Genomic DNA, 24,551 nt, shown 5'->3' with positions numbered 1-24,551 from the left:
GGGCCGCGCTCACCGAAGCGACCACGGCCCGAGACCCTCCCAGGTCAGCTGGCCGTCAGGCGTGACGGCGACCGGCACGGCGTCGGGCCGCCAGGTCCCGTTGGGCGCAGCCACCGCCAGGTCAGGTCCTCAGCCCGTCACACATCCCCGCCCTCGACCAACCCGACCTGAACCAACGGCTTCCCCCGCTTCCGAGACACGAACACCCCCCGCCCCGCAGGCATCGGCCGCGGCCGCACGCCGCCCAGCAGGTCGCCCTCGCCCGGGTCGCCCGCGAGGACGACGCCCTGCGCGCCGAGTTCCTTGATGCGCTGGGTGAAGGCTTCGTAGCCGGCACGGCCCGCCCCCGCGCTGGAGCGGGCGATGATGAAGCGGACGCCGACGTCACGGGCGAACGGGAGCATTTCCGTGAGTCCCGACAGCGGGTTTCCGCTCGACGTGGACACCAGGTCGTAGTCGTCGATGATCACGAACACCGTGGGGCCGCGCCACCAGCTGCGGTCGCGAAGTTGCTCCGGTGTGACGTCCGCGGTGGGCGTGCGGCGTTGCATGAGGTCGGCCAGCGCGTCCATGTGGTGCTGCATCTGGTTCGACATGGGGATGTACTCCGCCAGGTGGGAAGGCGGGGTGACACCCAGCAGCGAGCGGCGGTTGTCGACCACGAACAGCTTGCAGTTGTTGCCGTCGTAGCGCTCCGTGAGACGTTTGATGATCAGCTTCAGCAGGTTCGACTTACCGGACTCGCTCTCGCCGAAGACGAGGAGGAACGGGTCCTGGTCGAAGTCCACGAACACGGGTTCGAGGTTGTCCTCGTCGAGGGCGAAGGAGATGCCGCGGTTCGGGAAGCGGTCCCCCGGGGGCAGCTGCGCCGCCGGGAACTCCCGCGGCAGCAGGCGCACTTCGGGAGCGCCCGACTGTTGCCAGTGGCGGCCGACCTCGGCCGCCAGGCCCGCCGTCGCCTCCGCCAGGTCCGTGTCGGATGACAGGCCGTCGATACGCGGGACCGCCGCCATGAAGTGCTGCTTCTGCGGCATCTGACCGCGCCCGGGAACACCGGTGGGAACGTTCGCCGCCACCTTGCGGTCGAACTCGGAGTCCATGGGATCGCCGAGCCGCAGCTCCAGACGGTTCATCAGATGGTCCTTGAGGTTCGAGCGGACCTCCATGGAGCGCGACGCGGTGAGGATCAGATGGACTCCGTAACCGAGGCCGCGCGCCGCGATGTCCAGGATCAGAGGTTCCAACGCCTCATAGTCCTGGCGGAAGTTGCCCCAGCCGTCGATGGCAAGGAAGACATCGCCCCAGGGCTGGTCGGCCACCGAGATGTCGCCCCGAGCACGGCGGGCCCGGAAGTCGGCGATCGACGAGATCCCCGAGGCGCGGAAATACTCCTCACGCCGGGTCAGGACGCCGTACACCTCCGCCACCGTGCGCCGGACCTTCTCCGGGTCCAGGCGCGAGGCCACCCCGCCCACATGCGGCAGGTCGGCCACGGCCGACAGACCGCCACCGCCGAAGTCGAGCCCGTAGAACTGCACTTCGTGAGGGGTGTGGGTGAGTGCGAACGACGCGACGATCGAACGCAGCAGTGTCGACTTGCCGGACTGCGGGCCGCCGAGGACCTGCATGTGGCCGGCCGCGCCGCCGAAGTCGGTCCACAGCGGTTCGCGGCGCTGCTCGTAGGGCTTGTCGACGATGCCGACCGGGACGACGAGCCGCCCCGCGCCCTCGTAGCCGGGCTGTGTCATGCCGCGGCCCGGCACCGGGGCGAGCCCGGGCAGCAGTGAGTCGAGCGACGGCGGGCTGTCCAACGGGGGCAGCCACACCTGGTGGGCGGCCGGCCCCTGCGCTTCCAGGCGCCGGACGATCACGTCCAGCACCGTGTCGGCGAGCGCGTCGTCCTGCCGTTCATCGGGCTCGTCCTGACGCTGCCGCGGCACCGGCGCGTACTGCACCGGGACTTCGGCCGCGGTGAACAGCACGGGCCGACGGTCGACCGGCAGCGGCCCGCCCGGCACGGCGGCCTGCTGGGAATCCGAGCGGTGCACGCCGGAGACGTACGCGGCCTTGAAACGCACCATCTCCTCCGTGCCGAACTTCAGGATGCCGGAGCCCGGTACGTTCGGCAGCTCGTAGGCGTCAGGGACGCCGATCGCGGCGCGCGACTCCGCCGCCGAGAACGTCCGCAGACCGATCCGGTACGACAGGTAGGTCTCCAGCCCCCTCAGGCGGCCCTCCTCCAGCCGCTGCGAGGCCAGCAGCAGGTGCACGCCAAGAGAACGGCCGATACGACCGATCTGCACGAACATCTCGATGAAGTCCGGCTTCGCGGTGAGCAGTTCGCTGAACTCGTCGATCACCAGGACGAGCGACGGAATGGGCTGGAGCGGGGCGCCGGCCGCGCGGGCCTTCTCGTAATCGTGGATGTTGGCGTAGTTACCGGAATCGCGGAGCAGCTCCTGGCGACGGTTCAGCTCACCGCGGATCGAATCGCCCATGCGGTCCACCAGGGTCAGGTCGTCCGCGAGGTTGGTGATCACGGCCGCCACATGGGGCATCTGCGCCATACCCGCGAACGTCGCACCACCCTTGAAGTCCGCCAGGACGAAGTTCAGCGTCTCGGAGGAGTGGGTCACGGCCAGACCCAGGACCAGCGTGCGCAGCAGCTCCGACTTCCCGGAGCCGGTCGCGCCGACGCAGAGGCCGTGCGGACCCATACCCTCCTGCGCGGCCTCCTTGAGGTCGAGCATCACGGTCCGGCCGTCCTCGCCGAGGCCGATCGGTACCCGCAGCCGCTCCGACTGGGAACGCGGGCGCCAGGTGCGCCGCGGATCGACCGAGGCCGCGTCGCCCAGGTTCAGCAGTTCCGTGAAATCCAGGTTCGCCAGCAGTGGTTCGCCGTCGTCGCCGCCCGATGCCATGCGCAGCGGCGCCAGTTGCCGGGCAAGCGCTTCGGCGGCCTCGTACGACAGGATGTCCGGCGTGCCCTCGTAGATCATGCCGTGCGCCGACTCCAGGCGCAGTTCCCTGGGGTGCACGATGACCGAGAGGTCGCCGCGCCCGAAGCTGAGGTCGCCGGGGACGACCTCGACGACCGTCACGCCCTGCAGACCTTCGGGGCCGGCCAGCAGGGAAGTGGGCGGCAGCGAAACGCCGTCGAGCACGACGACCAGGTGAGGTTGCTCGGGGGCCGGCGGAGCGGCGGGGTGGAAGCGGGGGCGGCCCTGGAGGACAGTGGCCAGCCGGTCCTCCAACTCCATCGGATCGATGCTGATCAGGCGCATGCTGCCCGCGCCGTCCGCCACGCCCCGCGTCTGCGTGTGCGGCAGCCACTTCGCCCACTCCCACTCCGGTGCGGTCTCCCGCCCGGTGGCGACTGCGACGACCATGTCCTCGGAGGAGTGCAACGCGGCGAGGCCGGCCACGACCGCTCGGGCGGTTCCGCGGACGGTGCCGGGCTCGCCACTGATCGTCACGTGGTAGAAGGCGCGCAGCGAGACCGCCATCGGCAGATCCTCAAGCGTGCTGTGCGTGGCAAGGAAACGCTGCATGGCCCCGGCTGTCAGCGGTTCCAACTCGTCGACCGGAGCGGTCTGCGGCGTGATCAGGGCAGTGGCCAGGGCCTGCGGGCCGAGGCCCACACGCACCTGCCCGAAGTCCTCGTCACCGGTGCGCCGCTCCCACACCCGGCTGCCCTCGGCGACCAACGCCCACAGCTGCTCAGGTGAGGGATGCAGGTAGTACTGGGCGTCGCGCTGGGCCTTGGCGGTGTCCATGGCCCGGTGCCGGGTCTGCGACAGATAGCGCAGATAGTCTCGCCGTATGTCCGCCAGTTGCCCCTGATTGCCGCGGCGGTAGCGGACCAGCATCGCGACGCCCATCGCGATCGTGGAGGCCACCATCACCATGCCCATGATCTTCATGAAGGGCTGGGCCTGCGGGTTGAAGAAGAACACCACCGAACCGCCCATGCCGAGCATGGGCAGGAGCTGCATGAGAGCACCCTCCTGCTGCCCACGCGGAAGCTCCGGCGGAGGCTGCAGCACGACCTCGTCCGTGGGCACTTCCTTCGGCAGCACCCGCGGCGGGCGCTTGACGACGATGTGGCTCACTACGCACCAATTCCCTTGCCGGACCGGTCGTTTCGTCCGCCGTCCCGTGGCCGGCCAACGTCGATCGCGAAGGGCGATCCTACTGACAACCGTCGACACCGGCGGGCGGTAGGGTGCCCGTGAGCTGCGTGAGCAGTTGCGAATCGTTCCGGGAAAACCGGGCAATCCGCAACGCTCGGAACCAAGCGCCGCCCCGCAATTCCCGGGCGTGACGGCATCGTTGCCCGGCTGCGGGGGCGAAGCGGTGCAACCTACACAGGATCTTTGCGGGCGAGCGGGTGCATGGCGGCATCGCACACCGCCCGACCACCGACGAGGGGGAACAGCAGGTGGGCATGACGGCCTCCGCGCCGGTCGGCGTGACCGGCGGACCGGGCATCGGAGCCCCTTCGGGGGCAGGCACGGGCTTCGGCTTCTGCCGGATCACCATCGTGGCACCCGACAGCCGTATCGACGTCGCGCTGCCCGACGACGTACCGGTCGCCGACCTGTACCCGGAGATCCTGAGGCTCTCCCAGCAGAGCCCGGACGAGGGGGCTCCCGTCGGCTATCACCTCGTACGCCGTGACGGCACGGTCCTCGACGGCGCCCGGTCGCTCGCGGCGCAGCGCATCCTCGACGGAGAGTTGCTCGCTCTGCGTCCGTTCGCCGAGTCACTGCCGCCGGCTGTCCTCGACGATGTCTCCGAGGCGGTGGCCGCCGCCGTCACCCGTGATCGCACCCTGTGGAACGGCGAGCTCACCCGGGCCGCCGGCCTTGTCGCGGGCGGCGTCCTGCCCGCGCTCCTGGCGTTCGTGGCCTGGAGTTCCCAGCTCCGTCACGACATGCACAGCCTGCAGGGCGTGATCGCCGGCGTCTGTGGACTCCTCCTGCTCGGCATCGCTTGTGTGCGCGCACGTGTGTACGGCGATCGCGGCTCGGCGATCGCCCTCGGCCTGGGTGCCTTTCCGAACGTCGCCGTGGCCGGCTCAGGGCTGCTCCCTCTCTCCGAGGGGCAGGGCATCGGACGGTTGCAGTTTCTGCTCGCCTGCGCGGCGGTTCTGCTCGCCGCCGTGCTACTCACCCTGTTGTCGCCCGGTGGTGACGGTCCCTTCGTCGCTTTCGTCCTCGCCTCCGCGGTCGGTCTGATCACCACCTTCGTCGCCATCCTCACGAAGCTGCGGCCCATCGAGACGGCCGCGCTCTGCGCTCCGCTCTCCGTTGTCGCGCTCGCCTTCCTGCCCGGCCTGTCCATGCGCTTCGCACGGCTGCCGATCGGGTTCGAACCGCCCAATCCGTCCTGGGGCGGCTACGACGCCGACGAGCCGGGCTCGCCGGAGCCCGTCGACGTCGAGCGCATCGCGGCCCAGGCCCGCCGCGGCCACGAGCTTCTCGTCGGCCTTGTCGGCGGCTGCGCGCTCGTCTCCGTGGGCGCGTCGATGGTCCTGGGCTTCTCCGGCGATGTGTGGGCGGAGCTCCTGGCTCTGTCCACAGGCGTGGCCATGCTGATGCGCGCCCACCTTTTCCGTTACACCGCACAGGTGGGCGCCGCCCTGGCGGCCGGCCTTGTGGCCCTGGTCCTGCTCGGACTCGGGCTCGTGCTGAACCCGCCGCCGGACTACGTGCGTGACGCCGCCCTCGGCGACACCACCGCCCTCGACATCCGCAGCGTCTGGCTCGCAGCAGTGATCGCCGTGGCCGCCGTTCTGGTCACCGCCATCGGTCTCATCACCCCACGGCGTGGTGTGACTCCGTTCTGGGGACGTTTTCTGGAGATCGCCGAGAGTTTCGTCCTGCTCACGCTGATCCCGCTTGCGCTGGCCGTCTTCGATGTCTACGCCCGGGCACGAGCCATGACCAGCTAGCGGCGTGGCTCGCCGATTCAAGGCCAGCGGCTCTGGAACACGACGACCATCTCCCGGTGTGTGGACGAAACCTTCACCGGCGGACGCGCGCGGGCCCGGTCGAGCGGGCGTACGAGGTGATACGAGGTGACCCATGGCACCCGGCTGCTCGCTTCCGGCTCTCGTTGGTACCGCGGCAGGCGACGCCGGACCAGTAGCAGGGCAAGCAGCCGACCAAGCAACGCCGTGTCCCCTACATGCCGCGAGCGGCCGGAACCGTCGTTCGGCGGACCCTTCGCCCGGCCGACACCGAACGGACGGGGGCAGGGAACCGATCGTCGGTCCCCTGCCCCCGTCCGTCACCGCCAGGACTACGCGTCCGGCCCCCCACGGTGCGGGGCCGGCTCAAGATCGAACTCCCCGTCCCGGGCCCCCAGCACGAACGCCCGCCACTCCGCCTCCGTGTACCGCAGCACGGTGTCGGGGTCGAGCGAGGACCGCATGGCCACGGCACCCTGCGGGAGGTAGGCGATCTCGACCCGCTCCTGCTGATCCTCGGTCCCCGGCGCGCTGTGCCACTCGACGCCGGAGATGTCCAGGGCGTACAGCTCGTCCTTCTCCCGCTCCTTGCGCGCCTTGAGTTCCTTGTCCTCGGCCTCGGCCATCGCGGCTCGGTCCCTTCTTCTGTGCCAACGAGCTCTGTGTCAACAAGCTGTACGGTCACCCTACTTGCCGTCGTTCCCCCTGGTCAGGGGTTTGCCGATGTACGCCCACCGCACCGACTGCCGCCGCGTCGTCCGGCCCGCCGCCGACGTACGCGACAAGGAGCGACGGCCGGCCCTGCCCGGCTGCCGCCGCCGATCACCCGCCGGCGGGGCGTCGGACGCGTACCCGGCCCGGAGCCGCCCCGGCCCGGGGTTCCCGGTCGGGCGCATCCCCGCAGGCTGGTACTCTTTCCCGTGGCCGTTTGTGTGCGCACCCCCGGATTCCGGAGGTAGCCCCCAGCGGACCCCGTCACCCGAGTCACAGAAGCCCCCCTGAGACGCAGACCAGGGGCACTCGGTGGCATCAACGAGACTCATGAGGAGTATCGCGTGTCGCTCGACGCCGCTACGAAGAAGCAGATCATCAGCGAGTTCGGTACCAAGGAGGGCGACACCGGCTCCCCCGAGGTCCAGGTTGCGATGCTCTCCCGCCGTATCTCGGACCTGACCGAGCACCTCAAGACCCACAAGCACGACCACCACTCCCGCCGTGGTCTGCTGATCCTGGTCGGTCAGCGTCGCCGCCTGCTGCAGTACCTCGCCAAGAAGGACATCCAGCGCTTCCGTGCGCTGGTCGACCGCCTCGGCATCCGCCGCGGTGCGGCGGGCGCCAAGTAAGACGCCGTGAGGGGAGCGGTTCCCGGGAGATCGGGGGACCGCTCCTTTTGCTGTACGCACCGCCGCGGCTCGCCGCACGCACGCCGCCGCCGGCGCTGGGAACTCCACGGAGCCCCCGCTGGGAACTCCACGGAGCCCCCGCTGGGAACTCCACGGAGCCCCCGCTGGAAGGGGGCGCGCGAGCCCCGACGCACGCGGGACGTACGGGCGGAAACGTGCGGAGTGTCACCACCCCTTTGTAGTGTGGTAGCACAACGCCATACGCACGACACAGCGTGAGGGCGCCCGGACAAGGGCGACGGCACGCACACCGAACGAGGAGAAGCGCACCTCGCCGCCGCCGGTCCTCGGTAGTGGCCCCCGGGAGATTGCGAACCCCGAGGGCTTCGATCGAAGACCGGCCCGCACCAGACGGCGCGCTTCTCCGCCACCGTCCCCCTGCCACACGGGCAGGCCCAGGGACGAAAGACGAAAAGTATCGGAGAATCCACTAGTGGAGAACGAGACCCACTACGCCGAGGCCGTCATCGACAACGGCTCCTTCGGCACCCGCACCATCCGTTTCGAGACGGGCCGCCTGGCCCGCCAGGCCGCCGGCTCCGCCGTGGCCTACCTGGACGACGACACCATGGTGCTGTCGGCCACCACCGCCTCCAAGAACCCCAAGGACCAGCTCGACTTCTTCCCCCTCACGGTGGACGTCGAGGAGCGGATGTACGCCGCCGGCAAGATCCCCGGCAGCTTCTTCCGCCGTGAGGGCCGTCCCTCCGAGGACGCCATCCTCACCTGCCGGCTGATCGACCGCCCGCTGCGCCCGTCCTTCAAGAAGGGCCTGCGCAACGAGATCCAGGTCGTCGCCACGATCATGGCGCTCAACCCCGACCACCTGTACGACGTCGTGGCGATCAACGCCGCCTCCGCGTCGACGCAGCTGGCCGGTCTGCCCTTCTCCGGCCCGATCGGCGGCGTCCGCGTCGCGCTGATCAACGGCCAGTGGGTCGCGTTCCCGACGCACACCGAGCTCGAGGACGCCGTCTTCGACATGGTCGTCGCCGGTCGCGTCCTGGAGGACGGCGACGTCGCGATCATGATGGTCGAGGCCGAGGCCACCGAGAAGACCATCACGCTGGTCGCGGGCGGCGCCGAGGCGCCGACCGAGGAGGTCGTCGCCGCCGGTCTGGACGCCGCGAAGCCCTTCATCAAGGTGCTCTGCAAGGCCCAGGCGGACCTCGCCTCGAAGGCCGCCAAGCCGACCGGTGAGTTCCCGGTCTTCCTCGACTACCAGGACGACGTCTTCGAGGCGCTCTCCGCCGCCGTCAAGGACGAGCTCACCCAGGCGCTCACCATCGCGGGCAAGCAGGACCGCGAGGCCGAGCTGGACCGCGTCAAGGGTCTCGCCGCCGAGAAGCTGCTCCCGCAGTTCGAGGGCCGCGAGAAGGAGATCTCCGCCGCGTACCGCTCGCTGACCAAGTCCCTGGTCCGTGAGCGCGTCATCAAGGACAAGGTCCGCATCGACGGCCGCGGCGTCACGGACATCCGTACGCTCGCCGCCGAGGTCGAGGCCATCCCGCGTGTGCACGGCTCGGCGCTGTTCGAGCGTGGCGAGACCCAGATCCTGGGCGTCACCACCCTCAACATGCTCCGGATGGAGCAGCAGCTGGACACCCTCTCCCCGGTGACCCGCAAGCGCTACATGCACAACTACAACTTCCCGCCGTACTCCGTCGGCGAGACCGGCCGCGTGGGCTCCCCCAAGCGCCGCGAGATCGGCCACGGAGCGCTCGCAGAGCGCGCCATCGTGCCGGTCCTGCCGACGCGCGAGGAGTTCCCCTACGCGATCCGTCAGGTGTCCGAGGCCCTCGGCTCCAACGGCTCGACGTCCATGGGCTCGGTCTGCGCCTCCACCATGTCGCTGCTGAACGCCGGTGTGCCCCTGAAGGCCCCCGTCGCCGGTATCGCCATGGGCCTGATCTCCCAGGAGATCAACGGCGAGACGCACTACGTCGCCCTCACCGACATCCTCGGTGCGGAGGACGCCTTCGGCGACATGGACTTCAAGGTCGCCGGCACCAAGGAGTTCGTGACCGCCCTCCAGCTCGACACCAAGCTGGACGGTATCCCCGCCTCCGTCCTGGCCGCCGCCCTCAAGCAGGCCCGTGACGCCCGCCTCCACATCCTCGACGTGATGATGGAAGCGATCGACACGCCGGACGAGATGTCGCCGAACGCCCCGCGGATCATCACCGTCAAGATCCCCGTGGACAAGATCGGTGAGGTCATCGGCCCGAAGGGCAAGATGATCAACCAGATCCAGGAGGACACCGGCGCCGAGATCACGATCGAGGACGACGGCACCATCTACATCGGTGCCCAGCAGGGCTCGCAGGCCGAGGCCGCCCGCGCCACGATCAACGGCATCGCCAACCCGACCATGCCGGAGGTCGGCGAGCGCTACCTGGGTACGGTCGTCAAGACCACCACCTTCGGTGCGTTCGTGTCGCTGCTCCCGGGCAAGGACGGTCTGCTGCACATCTCGCAGATCCGCAAGCTCGCCGGCGGCAAGCGCGTGGAGAACGTCGAGGACGTCGTCGGCGTGGGCTCCAAGGTCCAGGTCGAGATCGCCGAGATCGACTCCCGCGGCAAGCTCTCCCTCATCCCCGTGATCGAGGGCGAAGACGGTTCTGAGGACAAGAAGGACGACGGCGACAAGTGACGTCCCGTAGCTCCAAGGCGACGGCCCGCACCTCCACGGAGGCGCGGGCCGTCGCCCGTACCCAAACCCTGATCAAGGGCATGAACGGCATCGGTACGGTCCGCAAGACCACGCTCCCGGGCGGCCTGCGCATCGTCACCGAGACCCTGCCGTCCGTGCGCTCCGCCACCTTCGGTATCTGGGCGCACGTCGGCTCCCGCGACGAGACGCCCGCCCTGAACGGCGCCACCCACTACCTGGAGCACCTGCTCTTCAAGGGCACCTCACGCCGTAGCGCGCTCGACATCTCCTCCGCGATCGACGCGGTCGGCGGCGAGATGAACGCGTTCACGGCGAAGGAGTACACGTGCTACTACGCACGCGTGCTCGACACCGACCTGCCGCTCGCCATCGACACGGTCTGCGACATGCTCACCGGCTCGCTCATCCGCAAGGAGGACGTCGACGTCGAGCGCGGCGCCATCCTCGAAGAGATCGCGATGACCGAGGACGACCCGGGCGACTGCGTGCACGACCTGTTCGCGCACACCATGTTCGGCGACACCCCCCTCGGCCGCCCGGTACTCGGCACGGTCGACACGGTCAACGCCCTCACCGCCGACCGCATCCGCCGCTTCTACAGGAAGCACTACGACCCGACCCACCTCGTGGTCGCCTGCGCCGGAAACGTCGACCACGACAAGGTCGTACGACAGGTCCGCGCGGCCTTCGAGGGCGCTGGCGCCCTCACCCGCCCCGACGCCACCCCGATCGCCCCGCGAGAGGGCCACCGCGGCCTGCGTACGGCCGGCCGCGTGGAGCTCGTCGGCCGCAAGACCGAGCAGGCGCATGTCGTCCTCGGCATGCCGGGCCTCGCCCGCACCGACGAGCGCCGCTGGGCTCTCGGCGTCCTCAACACCGCGCTCGGCGGCGGCATGTCCTCCCGCCTCTTCCAGGAGGTCCGGGAGAAGCGCGGCCTCGCCTACAGCGTGTACTCGTACACGTCCGGTTTCGCCGACTGTGGCCTCTTCGGCGTGTACGCCGGCTGCCGTCCCTCCCAGGTCCACGACGTGCTGAAGATCTGCCGCGACGAACTCGACCAGGTCGCCGAGAACGGACTGCCGGACGACGAGATCGAGCGCGCCATCGGCCAGCTCCGCGGCTCCACGGTCCTCGGCCTGGAGGACACCGGCGCGATCATGAACCGCATCGGCAAGAGCGAGCTGTGCTGGGGCGAGCAGATGTCCGTCGACGAGATGCTGACCCGCATAGCCATGGTGACCCCGGACGAGATCCGTGCAGTGGCCCGCGAGATCCTGGGACAGCGCCCCTCCCTGTCGGTGATCGGCCCGCTCAAGGACAAACAGGCGTCCCGTCTCCACGATGCCGTCGCCTGACACCCCCAGTTAAGGAACCAAGCAATGAGCAAGCTGCGCGTGGCGGTCCTCGGTGCCGGGGGCCGCATCGGCTCCGAGGCCGTACGGGCCGTCGAAGCCGCCGAGGACATGGAGCTGGTGGCCGCCCTGAGCCGGGGCGACAAGCTGGAGACCCTGGCCGAGACCGGCGCCCAGGTCGCCGTCGAACTGACCACGCCCGCCTCGGTCATGGACAACCTCGACTTCTGTGTACGCCACGGCATCCACGCGGTCGTCGGCACGACGGGCTGGACCGACGAACGCCTCGCGCAGCTCAGGGGCTGGCTGGACAGCTCCCCGGAGACCGGCGTGCTCATCGCGCCCAACTTCTCCATCGGGGCCGTCCTGACCATGAAGTTCGCGCAGATCGCCGCGCCCTACTTCGAGTCCGTCGAGGTCGTCGAGCTGCACCACCCCAACAAGGTCGACGCCCCCAGTGGCACCGCCACCCGCACGGCCCAGCTCATCGCCGAGGCCCGCCGCGCCGCCGGCACCGCGCCGGCGCCGGACGCCACGGCGACGGCCCTGGACGGCGCACGGGGCGCGGACGTCGACGGAGTCCCCGTGCACGCCGTACGCCTGCGCGGCCTCCTGGCCCACCAGGAGGTCCTGCTCGGCGGCGAGGGCGAGACCCTGACGGTCCGTCACGACTCCCTCCACCACAGCAGCTTCATGCCGGGCATCCTGCTCGGCGCCCGTCGCGTGGTGACCACCCCGGGCCTCACCTTCGGCCTCGAACACTTCCTCGACCTGGGCTGAGCGGCCGGAAACGTCAATGCGCGCGAAGATCACCTACGCCGTCACGGCAGCCGTCCTGGTCGTCTACTTCGTCCTGGTCGGCAGCCGCGGGCTCCTGCTCATAGAGACCGGCACTCCGGTCACCATCGCCTTCGGCGTCGCCGTGCTCGTCCTGCCGGGCATCGGTCTCTGGTTCCTGTGGAAGAACACCCAGTTCGTCCGCAGGGCCAACCAGCTCGCCGCCGAACTCGACGCCGAAGGGGGCCTCCCCGTCGACGAGTTGAAGCGCACCCCGAGCGGTCGCATCGACCGCGACTCGGCCGACGAGGTCTTCGCACGGCGCAAGGAGGAGACCGAGGACGCCCCCGACGACTGGCGCACCTGGTTCCGCCTCGCCGTCGCCTACCACGACGCCCGCGACACCCCCCGGGCCCGCAAGGCCATGCAGCGCGCGATCGCCCTCCACGACGGCAGACCGGCACCGACCGGCTGAGCTCCCGCTCCCCGCCCCGGGGTGAGCCTCATATGGGTGAGGGGCCGGTCCGCACCCGCGGACCGGCCCCTCACCCATATGTTCGACTACGCGGCGCGCCCGTACTCCGCCGCCCACGCCTCGATCGTGTCGGCCGCCCGGTCGAAGGCCTCCGTACGCGCCAGGAAGTCGGCGTTGTGCGTGGTCATCAGCGGTGTCACGTACTCCTGCACAAGGTCCGTGCGGACGAGGAGCAGCGCCTGCCCCTGCACGGACCGCGGCAGCCCGAGCCACCGCACCGGCTGCTGCACGGTGCGCACCGAGACGCTCGCCGCCCAGGACGCCGTACGCGTCCTGAAGAAGCCCACCTGACGCACCCCCCGCGCACTCACCCAGATGCCGACCCGCAGCAGCCGCAGGGCACAGCCGATGACCAGCAGCGCGGCGCCGAAGCAGATCGCGCCCGCCCGCGGTGTCTCGGCCACCGCGATGATGACGGCCGCGACCAGCACGTACGAGGCGAGCAGCAGCAGGAGCGCCGCCGCGCCGACCCGCCACGGGCCGGGCCGGTAGGGACGCCGCCAGCGGTCGCGGTCCTCGAACGGCAGCGCTTCGTCCACCGCCTGGTCGAAGGCGCGGTCGGCGGTCAGGAAGGGCAGGGGCACGGCTGGTCCTCACTCGATCCACGCACAGGTTTCGCCGGGTGAGGCTACCGAGCCGGGCCCCTCCCCACCACTTTCTGGGGTCCAACAGGGGCACAAGGGGTGCAACTCGGGCCATCCGGCCCTCGTGGATGCCGGGCCGTAGAGTGGGCGCCGCCCGAGAGCAGCAATGGGAAGGACCCTGCGAGCCGTGACCGACACCCCCGCCGACGACCTCAAGCCCAGCTTCCGCAGCGATGTCACCGTCGAGTTGGTGAAGCACAGCGCGGCCGACTCGGACGTGCTGTGGGCCGCCCGAGTCTCCACCGCCGGCGAGCAGTCCCTGGAGGAGCTGAAGAAGGACCCCGAGCGCTCCAAGGGCCTCATCAACTACCTCATGCGGGACCGGCACGGCAGCCCCTTCGAGCACAACTCGATGACCTTCTTCATCACCGCCCCGATCTTCGTCTTCCGCGAGTTCATGCGCCACCGGGTCGGCTGGTGCATCGCCGGTGACACCGAGATCACGCTGGAGAGCGAGACCGGCGAGCTCCGTCGACGCACCATCGCCGAGCTGTACGAGCTCTGGCACCTCGATGCAGAGGACCGGCTTCCGCATTCCGCCGGTGGAGTGACCTGGCACAGCAGGGCCGGGCAGTGGATGGCTCAGGTCCGGAGCGGCGAGAAGAACCACTACCTCGGGCTGTACGAGAACCGTGAGGCAGCCGAGTCGGCCGTGGCGGAGTTCCGGGAGCTGCACCCCGGCACCCGCCTCCGCAAGCTCGAATCGGTCCGTCGCAACCATGTGCGCTGCTACGACGAGGAGACACTGCTGGCCCAGCGAGCCAGGATCGTCGATGTCATCGAGTCCGGGGTCAAACCACTGATCAAGATCACCACGGAGTCCGGGAAGACGCTCCGCAGCACGGTCGATCACGCGGTGTTCACACCTGAGGGCTGGTGCAAGGCCGGTGAACTCTCCGTCGGGGACGAGGTCATGGCAGCGGGGACGGCTCCCGTCCCCGCGCAGGCCCTGGTTCCGCCCGGTCTGCGGCGCGGTATCGGCGTGTGGACCTCCATGCAGCGAGAGCGGCTGATCGAGGAGATCGACACCTGCCATCTCTGCGGCGAGGACTTCCCCCGTGCCGAACTCGCCCTGGACCACGTGGTTCCGGTGGCCGGTGACCTGACCCAAGCCCTCGACGAGAAGAACCTCGCACCCGCCTGTGAGCCCTGCCACGCGATCAAGAGCGCCGGCGAGCAGGCCCTGGCGCGGCGTGACGGCAAGATCGCCCAAGCCGTCCCGGACCGGATCGTCGCCATCGAGCAGGACGGCGAGGAGATGACGTACGACCTCTCCGTGGAAGGTCCCTGGCACAACTTCCTCGCCAACGGGATCGTCGTGCACAACTCGTACAACGAGGAGTCGGGCCGCTATCGCGAACTCCTGCCCCACTTCTACGTCCCCGACGAGGCGCGCAAGCTCGTCCAGGAGGGCCGTCCCGGCAAGTACGTCTTCGTGGAGGGCACGCAGGCGCAGCAGGAGCTGGTCGGGCGGGTCATGGAGGACTCGTACGTCCACGCGTACGAGGCGTACCAGGAGATGCTCGCCGCAGGGGTGGCCCGTGAGGTCGCCCGCGCCGTGCTCCCGGTCGGCCTGTTCTCCTCGATGTACGCCACCTGCAACGCCCGCTCGCTGATGCACTTCCTCGGTCTGCGCACCCAGCACGAGCTCGCGAAGGTGCCGTCCTTCCCGCAGCGGGAGATCGAGATGGTCGGCGAGAGGATGGAGGCGGAGTGGGCGAAGCTCATGCCACTCACCCATGCCGCCTTCAATACGAACGGTCGCGTGGCGCCGTAGCGGACCGCCGAGTTTCGGCCAGGCACTGATGTACGGGTCAGCCGAGCGAAGTGTCCGTATTGCGGCCTTTCGCGAAGTTCATCTAGCCTGATCAAACGGACCCGGCACTGCTTGAACCCCCGAGCAGGCAGTGCCGGGCTCCGCATTTGTCCTGACTTTTCCAGCCCCCCGAGGGCAGACCGTGCCCTGAGCAGCGAGTAGCGTGTTACCCATGGCTCCGACCTCGACTCCGCAGACCCCCTTCGGGCGGGTCCTCACCGCCATGGTCACGCCCTTCACGGCGGACGGCGCACTCGACCTCGACGGCGCGCAGCGGCTCGCCACCCACCTGGTGGACGCAGGCAACGACGGCCTGGTCATCAACGGCACCACCGGCGAGTCCCCCACCACCGGTGACGCGGAGAAATCGGACCTGGTACGAGCCGTCCTGGAAGCCGTCGGAGACCGTGCCCACGTCATCGCCGGCGTCGGCACCAACGACACCCACCACAGCACCGAGCTGGCCCGCACCGCCGAGAAGGTCGGCGCCCACGGTCTCCTGGTCGTCACGCCGTACTACAACAAGCCCCCGCAGGAGGGCCTGTACCGCCACTTCAAGGCGATCGCCGACGCCGCCGACCTGCCGGTGATGCTCTACGACATCCCCGGTCGCAGTGGCGTCCCGATCGACACCGAGACGCTCGTCCGGCTCGCCGAGCACCCGCGCATCGTCGCCAACAAGGACGCCAAGGGCGACCTCGGCCGCGCCAGCTGGGCCATCGCCCGCTCCGGCCTCGCCTGGTACTCGGGCGACGACATGCTCAACCTTCCGCTGCTCTCCGTGGGCGCGGTCGGCTTCGTCTCGGTCGTCGGCCACGTGGTCACCCCCGAGCTGCGCGCCCTCGTCGAGGCGTACGTCTCCGGTGACGTCCAGAAGGCCACCGAGATCCACCAGAAGCTGCTCCCGGTCTTCACCGGCATGTTCCGCACCCAGGGCGTCATGACCACCAAGGCCGCGCTCACCCTCCAGGGTCTGCCCGCCGGACCGCTGCGCGCCCCCATGGTGGAGCTTTCGCCCGAGGAGACGGCCCAGCTCAAGATCGATCTTGGCGCCGGCGGGGTACAGCTCTAACACCGGACTTTGCACGACGCGACAACCTGACTTCACAACTGAATAGGCAGGACGAAAGTGCCTGCGTCCACATCCACAACTGCTTTTGCACGAACGTCATGCGCGCCACGTGCCACAGAGGTACGTGGCGCGCGTGGTGAGGAGAGTCTTTTGAGTCATCCGCATCCTGAACTCGGCCCGCCGCCGCCGCTCCCCGAAGGTGGCCTGCGGGTCACCCCACTGGGCGGCCTCGGCGAGATCGGCCGGAACATGACGGTCTTCGAATACGGCGGCCGACTACTGATCGTCGACTGCGGGGTGCTCTTCCCCGAGGAGGAGCAGCCCGGTGTCGACCTGATCCTGCCGGACTTCTCATCCGTCAGGGACCGCCTCGACGACATCGAGGGCATCGTCCTCACACATGGCCACGAGGACCACATCGGAGCGGTCCCGTACCTGCTCCGGGAGAAGCCCGACATCCCGCTGATCGGCTCCAAGCTCACCCTCGCGCTCATCGAGGCCAAGCTCCAGGAGCACCGCATCCGCCCGTACACCCTTGAGGTGGTCGAGGGGAACCGCGAGCGCATCGGCCCCTTCGACTGCGAGTTCGTCGCGGTCAACCACTCCATCCCGGACGCCCTGGCCGTGGCCATCCGCACCCCCGCGGGCATGGTGGTCCACACGGGCGACTTCAAGATGGACCAGCTCCCGCTGGACAACCGTCTGACAGATCTACACGCGTTCGCACGGTTGAGCGAGGAGGGGATCGACCTCCTCCTCTCCGACTCCACGAACGCCGAGGTCCCGGGGTTCGTTCCGCCCGAACGCGACATCTCCAACGTTCTGCGCCAGGTCTTCGCGGGCGCCGGCAAGCGGATCATCGTGGCGAGCTTCGCCAGCCACATCCACCGCATCCAGCAGATCCTCGACGCCGCGCACGAATACGGCCGCCGGGTCGCCTTCGTCGGTCGCTCGATGGTCCGGAACATGGGCATCGCCAGGGACCTGGGATACCTGAAGGTCCCGCCGGGCCTCGTCGTGGACGTCAAGACACTCGACGACCTGCCGGACCGCGAGATCGTCCTCGTGTGCACCGGATCGCAGGGCGAGCCGATGGCGGCGCTGTCCCGCATGGCCAACCGGGACCACCAGATCCGCATCGTCCAGGGCGACACGGTGATCCTGGCCTCCTCCCTGATCCCCGGCAACGAGAACGCGGTCTACCGCGTCATCAACGGCCTCACCCGCTGGGGCGCCAACGTCGTGCACAAGGGCAATGCCAAGGTCCACGTCTCCGGGCACGCCTCGGCCGGCGAACTGCTGTACTTCTACAACATCTGCCGGCCGAAGAACCTCATGCCGGTGCACGGCGAATGGCGCCACCTGCGTGCCAACGCCGAACTGGGCGCACTGACGGGCGTACCGCACGACCGCATCGTCATCGCCGAGGACGGCGTGGTCGTCGACCTCATCGAGGGCAAGGCCAAGATCTCCGGCAAGGTCCAGGCCGGTTACGTGTACGTCGACGGCCTCTCGGTCGGACTCGGCGAGCCGGCCCTGAAGGACCGGCGGATCCTGGGCGACGAGGGCATCATCTCGGTCTTCGTGGTGGTGGACTCCTCCACCGGGAAGATCACCGGCGGTCCGCACATCCAGGCCCGCGGCTCCGGCATCGAGGACTCCGCGTTCAGCGCGGTCGTCCCGCGGATCGCCGAGGTCCTGGAGCGCTCGGCGCAGGACGGGGTTGTCGAGCCTCATCAGCTGCAACAGCTGATCCGCCGCACCCTCGGCAAGTGGGTCTCCGACACCTACCGGCGCAGGCCGATGATCCTGCCTGTGGTGGTGGAGGTCTGACCCTCCGTCAGTGCCCGCCTGGAGCGGGGCTCCTCGATTTGCATCGGGGCGCCCCGCTCCAGTACGTTTACGGCTCCGCTAAGGGGGGAACCCGACGCAACTGTGCGTCAGGAGCCACCCGGACCGGCGGAAATTCCGACTCAGAACTTCTGATAAAGTCGGAGTCGCCGGAAAGGGAAACGCGAAAGCGGAAACCTGGAAAGCACCGAGGAAATCGGATCGGAAAACGATCTGATAGAGTCGGAAACGCAAGACCGAAGGGAAACTGCCCGGAGGAAAGCCCGAGAGTAGCTTGGGTGAGTACAAAGGAAGCGTCCGTTCCTTGAGAACTCAACAGCGTGCCAAAAATCAACGCCAGATATGTTGATACCCCGTCCGCCGGAATCTTTTCCGGTGGTCGAGGTTCCTTTGAAGTAAAACACAGCGAGGACGTTGTGAACGGTCGGGCTTATTCCGCCTGACTGTTCCGCTCTCGTGGTGTCGACCCGATTACGGGTAAACATTCACGGAGAGTTTGATCCTGGCTCAGGACGAACGCTGGCGGCGTGCTTAACACATGCAAGTCGAACGATGAACCGCTTCGGTGGGGATTAGTGGCGAACGGGTGAGTAACACGTGGGCAATCTGCCCTTCACTCTGGGACAAGCCCTGGAAACGGGGTCTAATACCGGATACAACACTCTCGGGCATCCGATGAGTGTGGAAAGCTCCGGCGGTGAAGGATGAGCCCGCGGCCTATCAGCTTGTTGGTGAGGTAACGGCTCACCAAGGCGACGACGGGTAGCCGGCCTGAGAGGGCGACCGGCCACACTGGGACTGAGACACGGCCCAGACTCCTACGGGAGGCAGCAGTGGGGAATATTGCACAATGGGCGAAAGCCTGATGCAGCGACGCCGCGTGAGGGATGACGGCCTTCGGGTTGTAAACCTCTTTCAGCAGGGAAGAAGCGAAAGTGACGGTACCTGCAGAAGAAGCGCCGGCTAACTACGTGCCAGCAGCCGCGGTAATACGTAGGGCGCGAGCGTTGTCCGGAATTATTGGGCGTAAAGAGCTCGTAGGCGGTCTGTCGCGTCGGATGTGAAAGCCCGGGGCTTAACCCCGGGTCTGCATTCGATACGGGCAGACTAGAGTGTGGTAGGGGAGATCGGAATTCCTGGTGTAGCGGTGAAATGCGCAGATATCAGGAGGAACACCGGTGGCGAAGGCGGATCTCTGGGCCATTACTGACGCTGAGGAGCGAAAGCGTGGGGAGCGAACAGGATTAGATACCCTGGTAGTCCACGCCGTAAACGGTGGGAACTAGGTGTTGGCGACATTCCACGTCGTCGGTGCCGCAGCTAACGCATTAAGTTCCCCGCCTGGGGAGTACGGCCGCAAGGCTAAAACTCAAAGGAATTGACGGGGGCCCGCACAAGCAGCGGAGCATGTGGCTTAATTCGACGCAACGCGAAGAACCTTACCAAGGCTTGACATCGCCCGGAAAGCATCAGAGATGGTGCCCCCCTTGTGGTCGGGTGACAGGTGGTGCATGGCTGTCGTCAGCTCGTGTCGTGAGATGTTGGGTTAAGTCCCGCAACGAGCGCAACCCTTGTTCTGTGTTGCCAGCATGCCCTTCGGGGTGATGGGGACTCACAGGAGACTGCCGGGGTCAACTCGGAGGAAGGTGGGGACGACGTCAAGTCATCATGCCCCTTATGTCTTGGGCTGCACACGTGCTACAATGGCAGGTACAATGAGCTGCGAAGCCGTGAGGCGGAGCGAATCTCAAAAAGCCTGTCTCAGTTCGGATTGGGGTCTGCAACTCGACCCCATGAAGTCGGAGTTGCTAGTAATCGCAGATCAGCATTGCTGCGGTGAATACGTTCCCGGGCCTTGTACACACCGCCCGTCACGTCACGAAAGTCGGTAACACCCGAAGCCGGTGGCCCAACCCGTAAGGGAGGGAGCTGTCGAAGGTGGGACTGGCGATTGGGACGAAGTCGTAACAAGGTAGCCGTACCGGAAGGTGCGGCTGGATCACCTCCTTTCTAAGGAGCATCTAGGCTGCCGGGCTTGCCCGGTGGTCCAGGGCCATGACGCAGGCGAATGTTCTGCGGTGGTTGCTCAAGGGTGGAACGTTGATTATTCGGCACGGTCGGTATGGATGAGAGCGTTAGTACTGCTTCGGCGTGGAACGCGAAGCTCATCGACTGATCGTGTCGGGCACGCTGTTGGGTGTCTGAGGGTATGGCCGTATGGCTGCCTTCAGTGCCGGCCCCAGTGAACTCCGGTGGTTACCGGGGGTGATGGGTGGTTGGTCGTTGTTTGAGAACTGCACAGTGGACGCGAGCATCTGTGGCCAAGTTTTTAAGGGCGCACGGTGGATGCCTTGGCACCAGGAACCGATGAAGGACGTGGGAGGCCACGATAGGCCCCGGGGAGTCGTCAACCAGGCTTTGATCCGGGGGTGTCCGAATGGGGAAACCCGGCAGTCGTCATGGGCTGTCACCCTTGCCTGAACACATAGGGCAAGTGGAGGGAACGCGGGGAAGTGAAACATCTCAGTACCCGCAGGAAGAGAAAACAACCGTGATTCCGGGAGTAGTGGCGAGCGAAACCGGATGAGGCCAAACCGTATGCGTGTGAGACCCGGCAGGGGTTGCGTATACGGGGTTGTGGGATCTCTCTTGATCAGTCTGCCGGCTGGTCGGCGAGTCAGAAACCGTTGATGTAGGCGAAGGACATGCGAAAGGTCCGGCGTAGAGGGTAAGACCCCCGTAGCTGAAACATTAACGGCTCGTTTGAGAGACACCCAAGTAGCACGGGGCCCGAGAAATCCCGTGTGAATCTGGCGGGACCACCCGCTAAGCCTAAATATTCCCTGGTGACCGATAGCGGATAGTACCGTGAGGGAATGGTGAAAAGTACCGCGGGAGCGGAGTGAAATAGTACCTGAAACCGTGTGCCTACAAGCCGTGGGAGCGTCGCGCATCGAGTTTACTCGGTGCGTCGTGACTGCGTGCCTTTTGAAGAATGAGCCTGCGAGTTTGCGGTGTGTTGCGAGGTTAACCCGAGTGGGGTAGCCGTAGCGAAAGCGAGTCCGAACAGGGCGCTTCAGTAGCACGCTCAAGACCCGAAGCGGAGTGATCTAGCCATGGGCAGGTTGAAGCGGAGGTAAGACTTCGTGGAGGACCGAACCCACCAGGGTTGAAAACCTGGGGGATGACCTGTGGTTAGGGGTGAAAGGCCAATCAAACTCCGTGATAGCTGGTTCTCCCCGAAATGCATTTAGGTGCAGCGTCGTGTGTTTCTTGCCGGAGGTAGAGCACTGGATAGGCGATGGGCCCTACCGGGTTACTGACCTTAGCCAAACTCCGAATGCCGGTAAGTGAGAGCGCGGCAGTGAGACTGTGGGGGATAAGCTCCATGGTCGAGAGGGAAACAGCCCAGAGCATCGACTAAGGCCCCTAAGCGTACGCTAAGTGGGAAAGGATGTGGAGTCGCAGAGACAACCAGGAGGTTGGCTTAGAAGCAGCCACCCTTGAAAGAGTGCGTAATAGCTCACTGGTCTAGTGATTCCGCGCCGACAATGTAGCGGGGCTCAAGCGTACCGCCGAAGTCGTGTCATTTCAGCATATAGGGCCAACGCCTGCTGGGATGGGTAGGGGAGCGTCGTGTGCCGGGTGAAGCAGCCGCGGAAGCGAGTTGTGGACGGTTCACGAGTGAGAATGCAGGCATGAGTAGCGATACACACGTGAGAAACGTGTGCGCCGATTGACCAAGGGTTCCTGGGTCAAGCTGATCTGCCCAGGGTAAGTCGGGACCTAAGGCGAGGCCGACAGGCGTAGTCGATGGATAACCGGTTGATATTCCGGTACCCGCTGTGAAGCGTCAAACATTGAACCAGGCGATGCTAAGTCCGTGAAGCCGTTCCGGACCCTTCGGGGAATGGAAAGTGGTGGAGCCGACGGACCAGACTTGCAGTAGGTGAGTGATGGGGTGACGCAGGAAGGTAGTCCATCCCGGGCGGTGGTTGTCCCGGGGTAAGGGTGTAGGACGTCAGGTAGGTAAATCCGCCTGGCAATAGTCTGAGACCTGATGCCGAGCCGATTGTGGTGAAGTGGATGATCCTATGCTGTCGAGAAAAGCCTCTAGCGAGTTTCATGGCGGCCCGTACCCTAAACCGACTCAGGTGGTCAGGTAGAGAATACCGAGGCGTTCGGGTGAACTATGGTTAAGGAACTCGGCAAAATGCCCCCGTAACTTCGGGAGAAGGGGGGCCATCACTGGTGATCCGATTTACTCGGTGAGCTGGGGGTGGCCGCAGAGACCAGCGAGAAGCGACTGTTTACTAAAAACACAGGTCCGTGCGAAGCCGTAAGGCGATGTATACGGACTGACGCCTGCCCGGTGCTGGAACGTTAAGGGGACCGGTTAGTCACTCTTCGGGGTGGCGAAGCTGAGAACTTAAGCGCCAGTAAACGGCGGTGGTAACTATAACCATCCTAAGGTAGCGAAATTCCTTGTCGGGTAAGTTCCGACCTGCACGAATGGCGTAACGACTTCTCGACTGTCTCAACCATAGGCCCGGTGAAATTGCACTACGAGTAAAGATGCTCGTTTCGCGCAGCAGGACGGAAAGACCCCGGGACCTTTACTACAGTTTGATATTGGTGTTCGGTTCGGCTTGTGTAGGATAGCTGGGAGACTTTGAAGCTCGGACGCCAGTTCGGGTGGAGTCGTCGTTGAAATACCAGTCTGGTCGTGCTGGATGTCTAACCTGGGTCCGTGATCCGGATCAGGGACAGTGTCTGATGGGTAGTTTAACTGGGGCGGTTGCCTCCTAAAGAGTAACGGAGGCGCCCAAAGGTTCCCTCAGCCTGGTTGGCAATCAGGTGTTGAGTGTAAGTGCACAAGGGAGCTTGACTGTGAGACCGACGGGTCGAGCAGGGACGAAAGTCGGGACTAGTGATCCGGCGGTGGCTTGTGGAAGCGCCGTCGCTCAACGGATAAAAGGTACCCCGGGGATAACAGGCTGATCTTCCCCAAGAGTCCATATCGACGGGATGGTTTGGCACCTCGATGTCGGCTCGTCGCATCCTGGGGCTGGAGTCGGTCCCAAGGGTTGGGCTGTTCGCCCATTAAAGCGGTACGCGAGCTGGGTTTAGAACGTCGTGAGACAGTTCGGTCCCTATCCGCTGCGCGCGCAGGAATATTGAGAAGGGCTGTCCCTAGTACGAGAGGACCGGGACGGACGAACCTCTGGTGTGCCAGTTGTCCTGCCAAGGGCATGGCTGGTTGGCTACGTTCGGGAGGGATAACCGCTGAAAGCATCTAAGCGGGAAGCCTGCTTCGAGATGAGTATTCCCACCCACTTGATGGGGTAAGGCTCCCAGTAGACGACTGGGTTGATAGGCCAGATATGGAAGCCTGGTAACGGGTGGAGTTGACTGGTACTAATAGGCCGAGGGCTTGTCCTCAGTTGCTCGCGTCCACTGTGTTGGTTCTGAAACCACGAACAACCCCATTCCCGGTTTGGTCACGGGGGATGGTGCGGTTGAGTGTTTCATAGTGTTTCGGTGGTCATAGCGTGAGGGAAACGCCCGGTTACATTCCGAACCCGGAAGCTAAGCCTTACAGCGCCGATGGTACTGCAGGGGGGACCCTGTGGGAGAGTAGGACGCCGCCGAACAAATATTGAAAGAGCTGGTCCCCGAATTTCGGTTCGGGGACCAGCTCTTTTTTGTTGGGCGTCACTTGCAGTTCACATTGCGCGACCAGGATCCGCGCCATGGGTACCGTTGGAATGCTCAGAGCCGCGGGTGTCGGCGTCGGTGACGAAGTGGTCGTGCCGGCGTTCGGGAACCCGGAGGTCGCTCAGGCGGTGAGCCTGGCAGGGGCTGTGCCGGTGTTCGCCGACATAGACCCGGTGACGTACTGCCTGGATGCTTCGGCTGTCGAGGCCGCTGTGACGCCGCGGACGGTGGCAGCGGTCGTCGTCCACCGCTTCGGCCGTTCGGCCGACGTCGCGTCGCTGCGTCAAGTCGGGCAGCGGCATGGGCTGTTGCTGCTGGAGCAGGGGGAGTCGGAGACGCCGTACAGCGAGCTGGGGGAGCGTCGGCGGCAGGCCGCGTACCTCAGTGCGAAGCTGAAGGGCGTACGGACCCCCGAAGGGTGCGACGGGCACACCTTCCAGCAGTACGTCGTGCGGGTGCCCGGAAACGGGCGGCCCGACCGGGACGCCTTCGCGCGGGCCGTACGGGCCAAGGGAGTCGAGTGCGGGGTGCCGGTGAAGACACCGGTGCACCGGATGCCCGGCTTCCGGCGGGACGTGTGTCTGCCCGAGACCGAGCGTGCCGCCGACGAGACACTGGCGCTGCCCATCGGCGGCGAGATGTCGCGGCGGGAACTGCAGCGGCTGGTGTCCACCTGTAATGCGCTCGGCGGGTTGCTGCAGCCGGCCTTCTAGTTCTTCGGATGCGCGCGGCAAC

Annotated in this window: 13 protein-coding genes and 3 rRNA genes; 13 read left to right on the top strand and 3 right to left on the bottom strand. The window is 66.7% G+C overall.

From position 1 onward, the window contains the following. Positions 1-137: 137 nt before the first annotated feature. On the bottom strand, positions 138-4,112 hold the full coding sequence (gene eccCa / locus OG622_RS14825) for a type VII secretion protein EccCa (protein ID WP_371576511.1): 3,975 nt from the start codon (positions 4,110-4,112) through the stop codon (positions 138-140). A 335-nt stretch (positions 4,113-4,447) separates the two neighbouring features. Between eccCa and eccD the strand changes: the two genes are divergently transcribed. Then, positions 4,448-5,956, top strand: coding sequence for a type VII secretion integral membrane protein EccD (eccD, locus tag OG622_RS14820; protein ID WP_371576509.1), 1,509 nt, complete (start codon positions 4,448-4,450; stop codon positions 5,954-5,956). A 350-nt stretch (positions 5,957-6,306) separates the two neighbouring features. Here the strand turns inward: eccD and OG622_RS14815 are convergent, their stop codons facing one another. Beyond that, a complete protein-coding gene (locus OG622_RS14815) occupies positions 6,307-6,600 on the bottom strand; it encodes a DUF397 domain-containing protein (RefSeq protein WP_371576507.1) in 294 nt (97 codons plus the stop codon). 429 nt (positions 6,601-7,029) lie between these two features. Here OG622_RS14815 and rpsO point away from each other — a divergent pair, with 429 nt between their 5' ends. The 5 genes from rpsO (at position 7,030) to OG622_RS14790 (ending at position 12,655) form a co-directional block, all read left to right on the top strand. Continuing rightward, positions 7,030-7,317 (top strand): 30S ribosomal protein S15, encoded by a 288-nt coding sequence (gene rpsO / locus OG622_RS14810; RefSeq protein ID WP_030041128.1) that lies wholly within the window; start codon positions 7,030-7,032, stop codon positions 7,315-7,317. Between the two features lie 493 nt (positions 7,318-7,810). Further along, complete coding sequence (locus OG622_RS14805) at positions 7,811-10,030, top strand: polyribonucleotide nucleotidyltransferase (RefSeq protein ID WP_046706241.1); 2,220 nt, start codon at positions 7,811-7,813, stop codon at positions 10,028-10,030. Continuing rightward, entirely contained in the window at positions 10,027-11,406 is a 1,380-nt protein-coding gene (locus OG622_RS14800; protein WP_371576505.1) for a M16 family metallopeptidase, read from the top strand. Before OG622_RS14805 ends, OG622_RS14800 begins: the two co-directional genes overlap by 4 nt. Positions 11,407-11,430: 24 nt before the next feature. Continuing rightward, entirely contained in the window at positions 11,431-12,183 is a 753-nt protein-coding gene (gene dapB, locus OG622_RS14795; protein ID WP_371576503.1) for a 4-hydroxy-tetrahydrodipicolinate reductase, read from the top strand. Positions 12,184-12,199: 16 nt separating this feature from the next. After that, complete coding sequence (locus tag OG622_RS14790; protein WP_371576501.1) at positions 12,200-12,655, top strand: hypothetical protein; 456 nt, start codon at positions 12,200-12,202, stop codon at positions 12,653-12,655. Between the two features lie 86 nt (positions 12,656-12,741). Here OG622_RS14790 and OG622_RS14785 read toward each other — a convergent pair whose 3' ends face one another. Next, entirely contained in the window at positions 12,742-13,299 is a 558-nt protein-coding gene (locus OG622_RS14785) for a hypothetical protein (protein ID WP_371576499.1), read from the bottom strand. A 187-nt stretch (positions 13,300-13,486) separates the two neighbouring features. On the opposite strand from OG622_RS14785, the gene thyX reads away from it, so the two are divergent. The 7 genes from thyX (at position 13,487) to OG622_RS14750 (ending at position 24,529) form a co-directional block, all read left to right on the top strand. Continuing rightward, positions 13,487-15,136 carry an FAD-dependent thymidylate synthase gene (gene thyX, locus OG622_RS14780; protein WP_371576497.1) on the top strand — a complete coding sequence of 550 codons (1,650 nt, stop codon included), beginning with the start codon at positions 13,487-13,489 and terminating at the stop codon, positions 15,134-15,136. A gap of 211 nt (positions 15,137-15,347) precedes the next feature. Then, on the top strand, positions 15,348-16,247 hold the full coding sequence (dapA, locus tag OG622_RS14775) for a 4-hydroxy-tetrahydrodipicolinate synthase (RefSeq protein ID WP_371576495.1): 900 nt from the start codon (positions 15,348-15,350) through the stop codon (positions 16,245-16,247). A 150-nt stretch (positions 16,248-16,397) separates the two neighbouring features. Continuing rightward, positions 16,398-18,080 carry a ribonuclease J gene (locus OG622_RS14770; RefSeq protein ID WP_371576493.1) on the top strand — a complete coding sequence of 561 codons (1,683 nt, stop codon included), beginning with the start codon at positions 16,398-16,400 and terminating at the stop codon, positions 18,078-18,080. Positions 18,081-18,582: 502 nt separating this feature from the next. Continuing rightward, a 16S ribosomal RNA gene (locus tag OG622_RS14765) occupies positions 18,583-20,108 on the top strand. A 309-nt stretch (positions 20,109-20,417) separates the two neighbouring features. Next, a 23S ribosomal RNA gene (locus OG622_RS14760) occupies positions 20,418-23,540 on the top strand. Between the two features lie 95 nt (positions 23,541-23,635). After that, positions 23,636-23,752: ribosomal RNA gene (rrf, locus tag OG622_RS14755) — 5S ribosomal RNA — on the top strand. The 16S, 23S and 5S rRNA genes sit together here, the layout of an rRNA operon. 114 nt (positions 23,753-23,866) lie before the next feature. Then, positions 23,867-24,529 carry a DegT/DnrJ/EryC1/StrS family aminotransferase gene (locus OG622_RS14750; RefSeq protein ID WP_371584095.1) on the top strand — a complete coding sequence of 221 codons (663 nt, stop codon included), beginning with the start codon at positions 23,867-23,869 and terminating at the stop codon, positions 24,527-24,529. Positions 24,530-24,551 lie beyond the last annotated feature (22 nt).

The organism is Streptomyces sp. NBC_01314 (assembly GCF_041435215.1).
In the GTDB taxonomy this organism is placed as follows: domain Bacteria; phylum Actinomycetota; class Actinomycetes; order Streptomycetales; family Streptomycetaceae; genus Streptomyces.
The sequence above is the reverse complement of the archived record's forward strand: the minus strand, read 5'-3'. Positions and strand labels throughout refer to the sequence as shown.

Coding starts and splice junctions, on each gene's coding strand:
- eccD (WP_371576509.1), top strand. CDS start 4,448: ATGACGGCCTCCGCGCCGGTCGGCGTGACCGGCGGACCGGGCATCGGA.
- OG622_RS14815 (WP_371576507.1), bottom strand. CDS start 6,600: ATGGCCGAGGCCGAGGACAAGGAACTCAAGGCGCGCAAGGAGCGGGAG.
- dapB (WP_371576503.1), top strand. CDS start 11,431: ATGAGCAAGCTGCGCGTGGCGGTCCTCGGTGCCGGGGGCCGCATCGGC.
- OG622_RS14790 (WP_371576501.1), top strand. CDS start 12,200: ATGCGCGCGAAGATCACCTACGCCGTCACGGCAGCCGTCCTGGTCGTC.
- dapA (WP_371576495.1), top strand. CDS start 15,348: ATGGCTCCGACCTCGACTCCGCAGACCCCCTTCGGGCGGGTCCTCACC.
- OG622_RS14750 (WP_371584095.1), top strand. CDS start 23,867: ATGCTCAGAGCCGCGGGTGTCGGCGTCGGTGACGAAGTGGTCGTGCCG.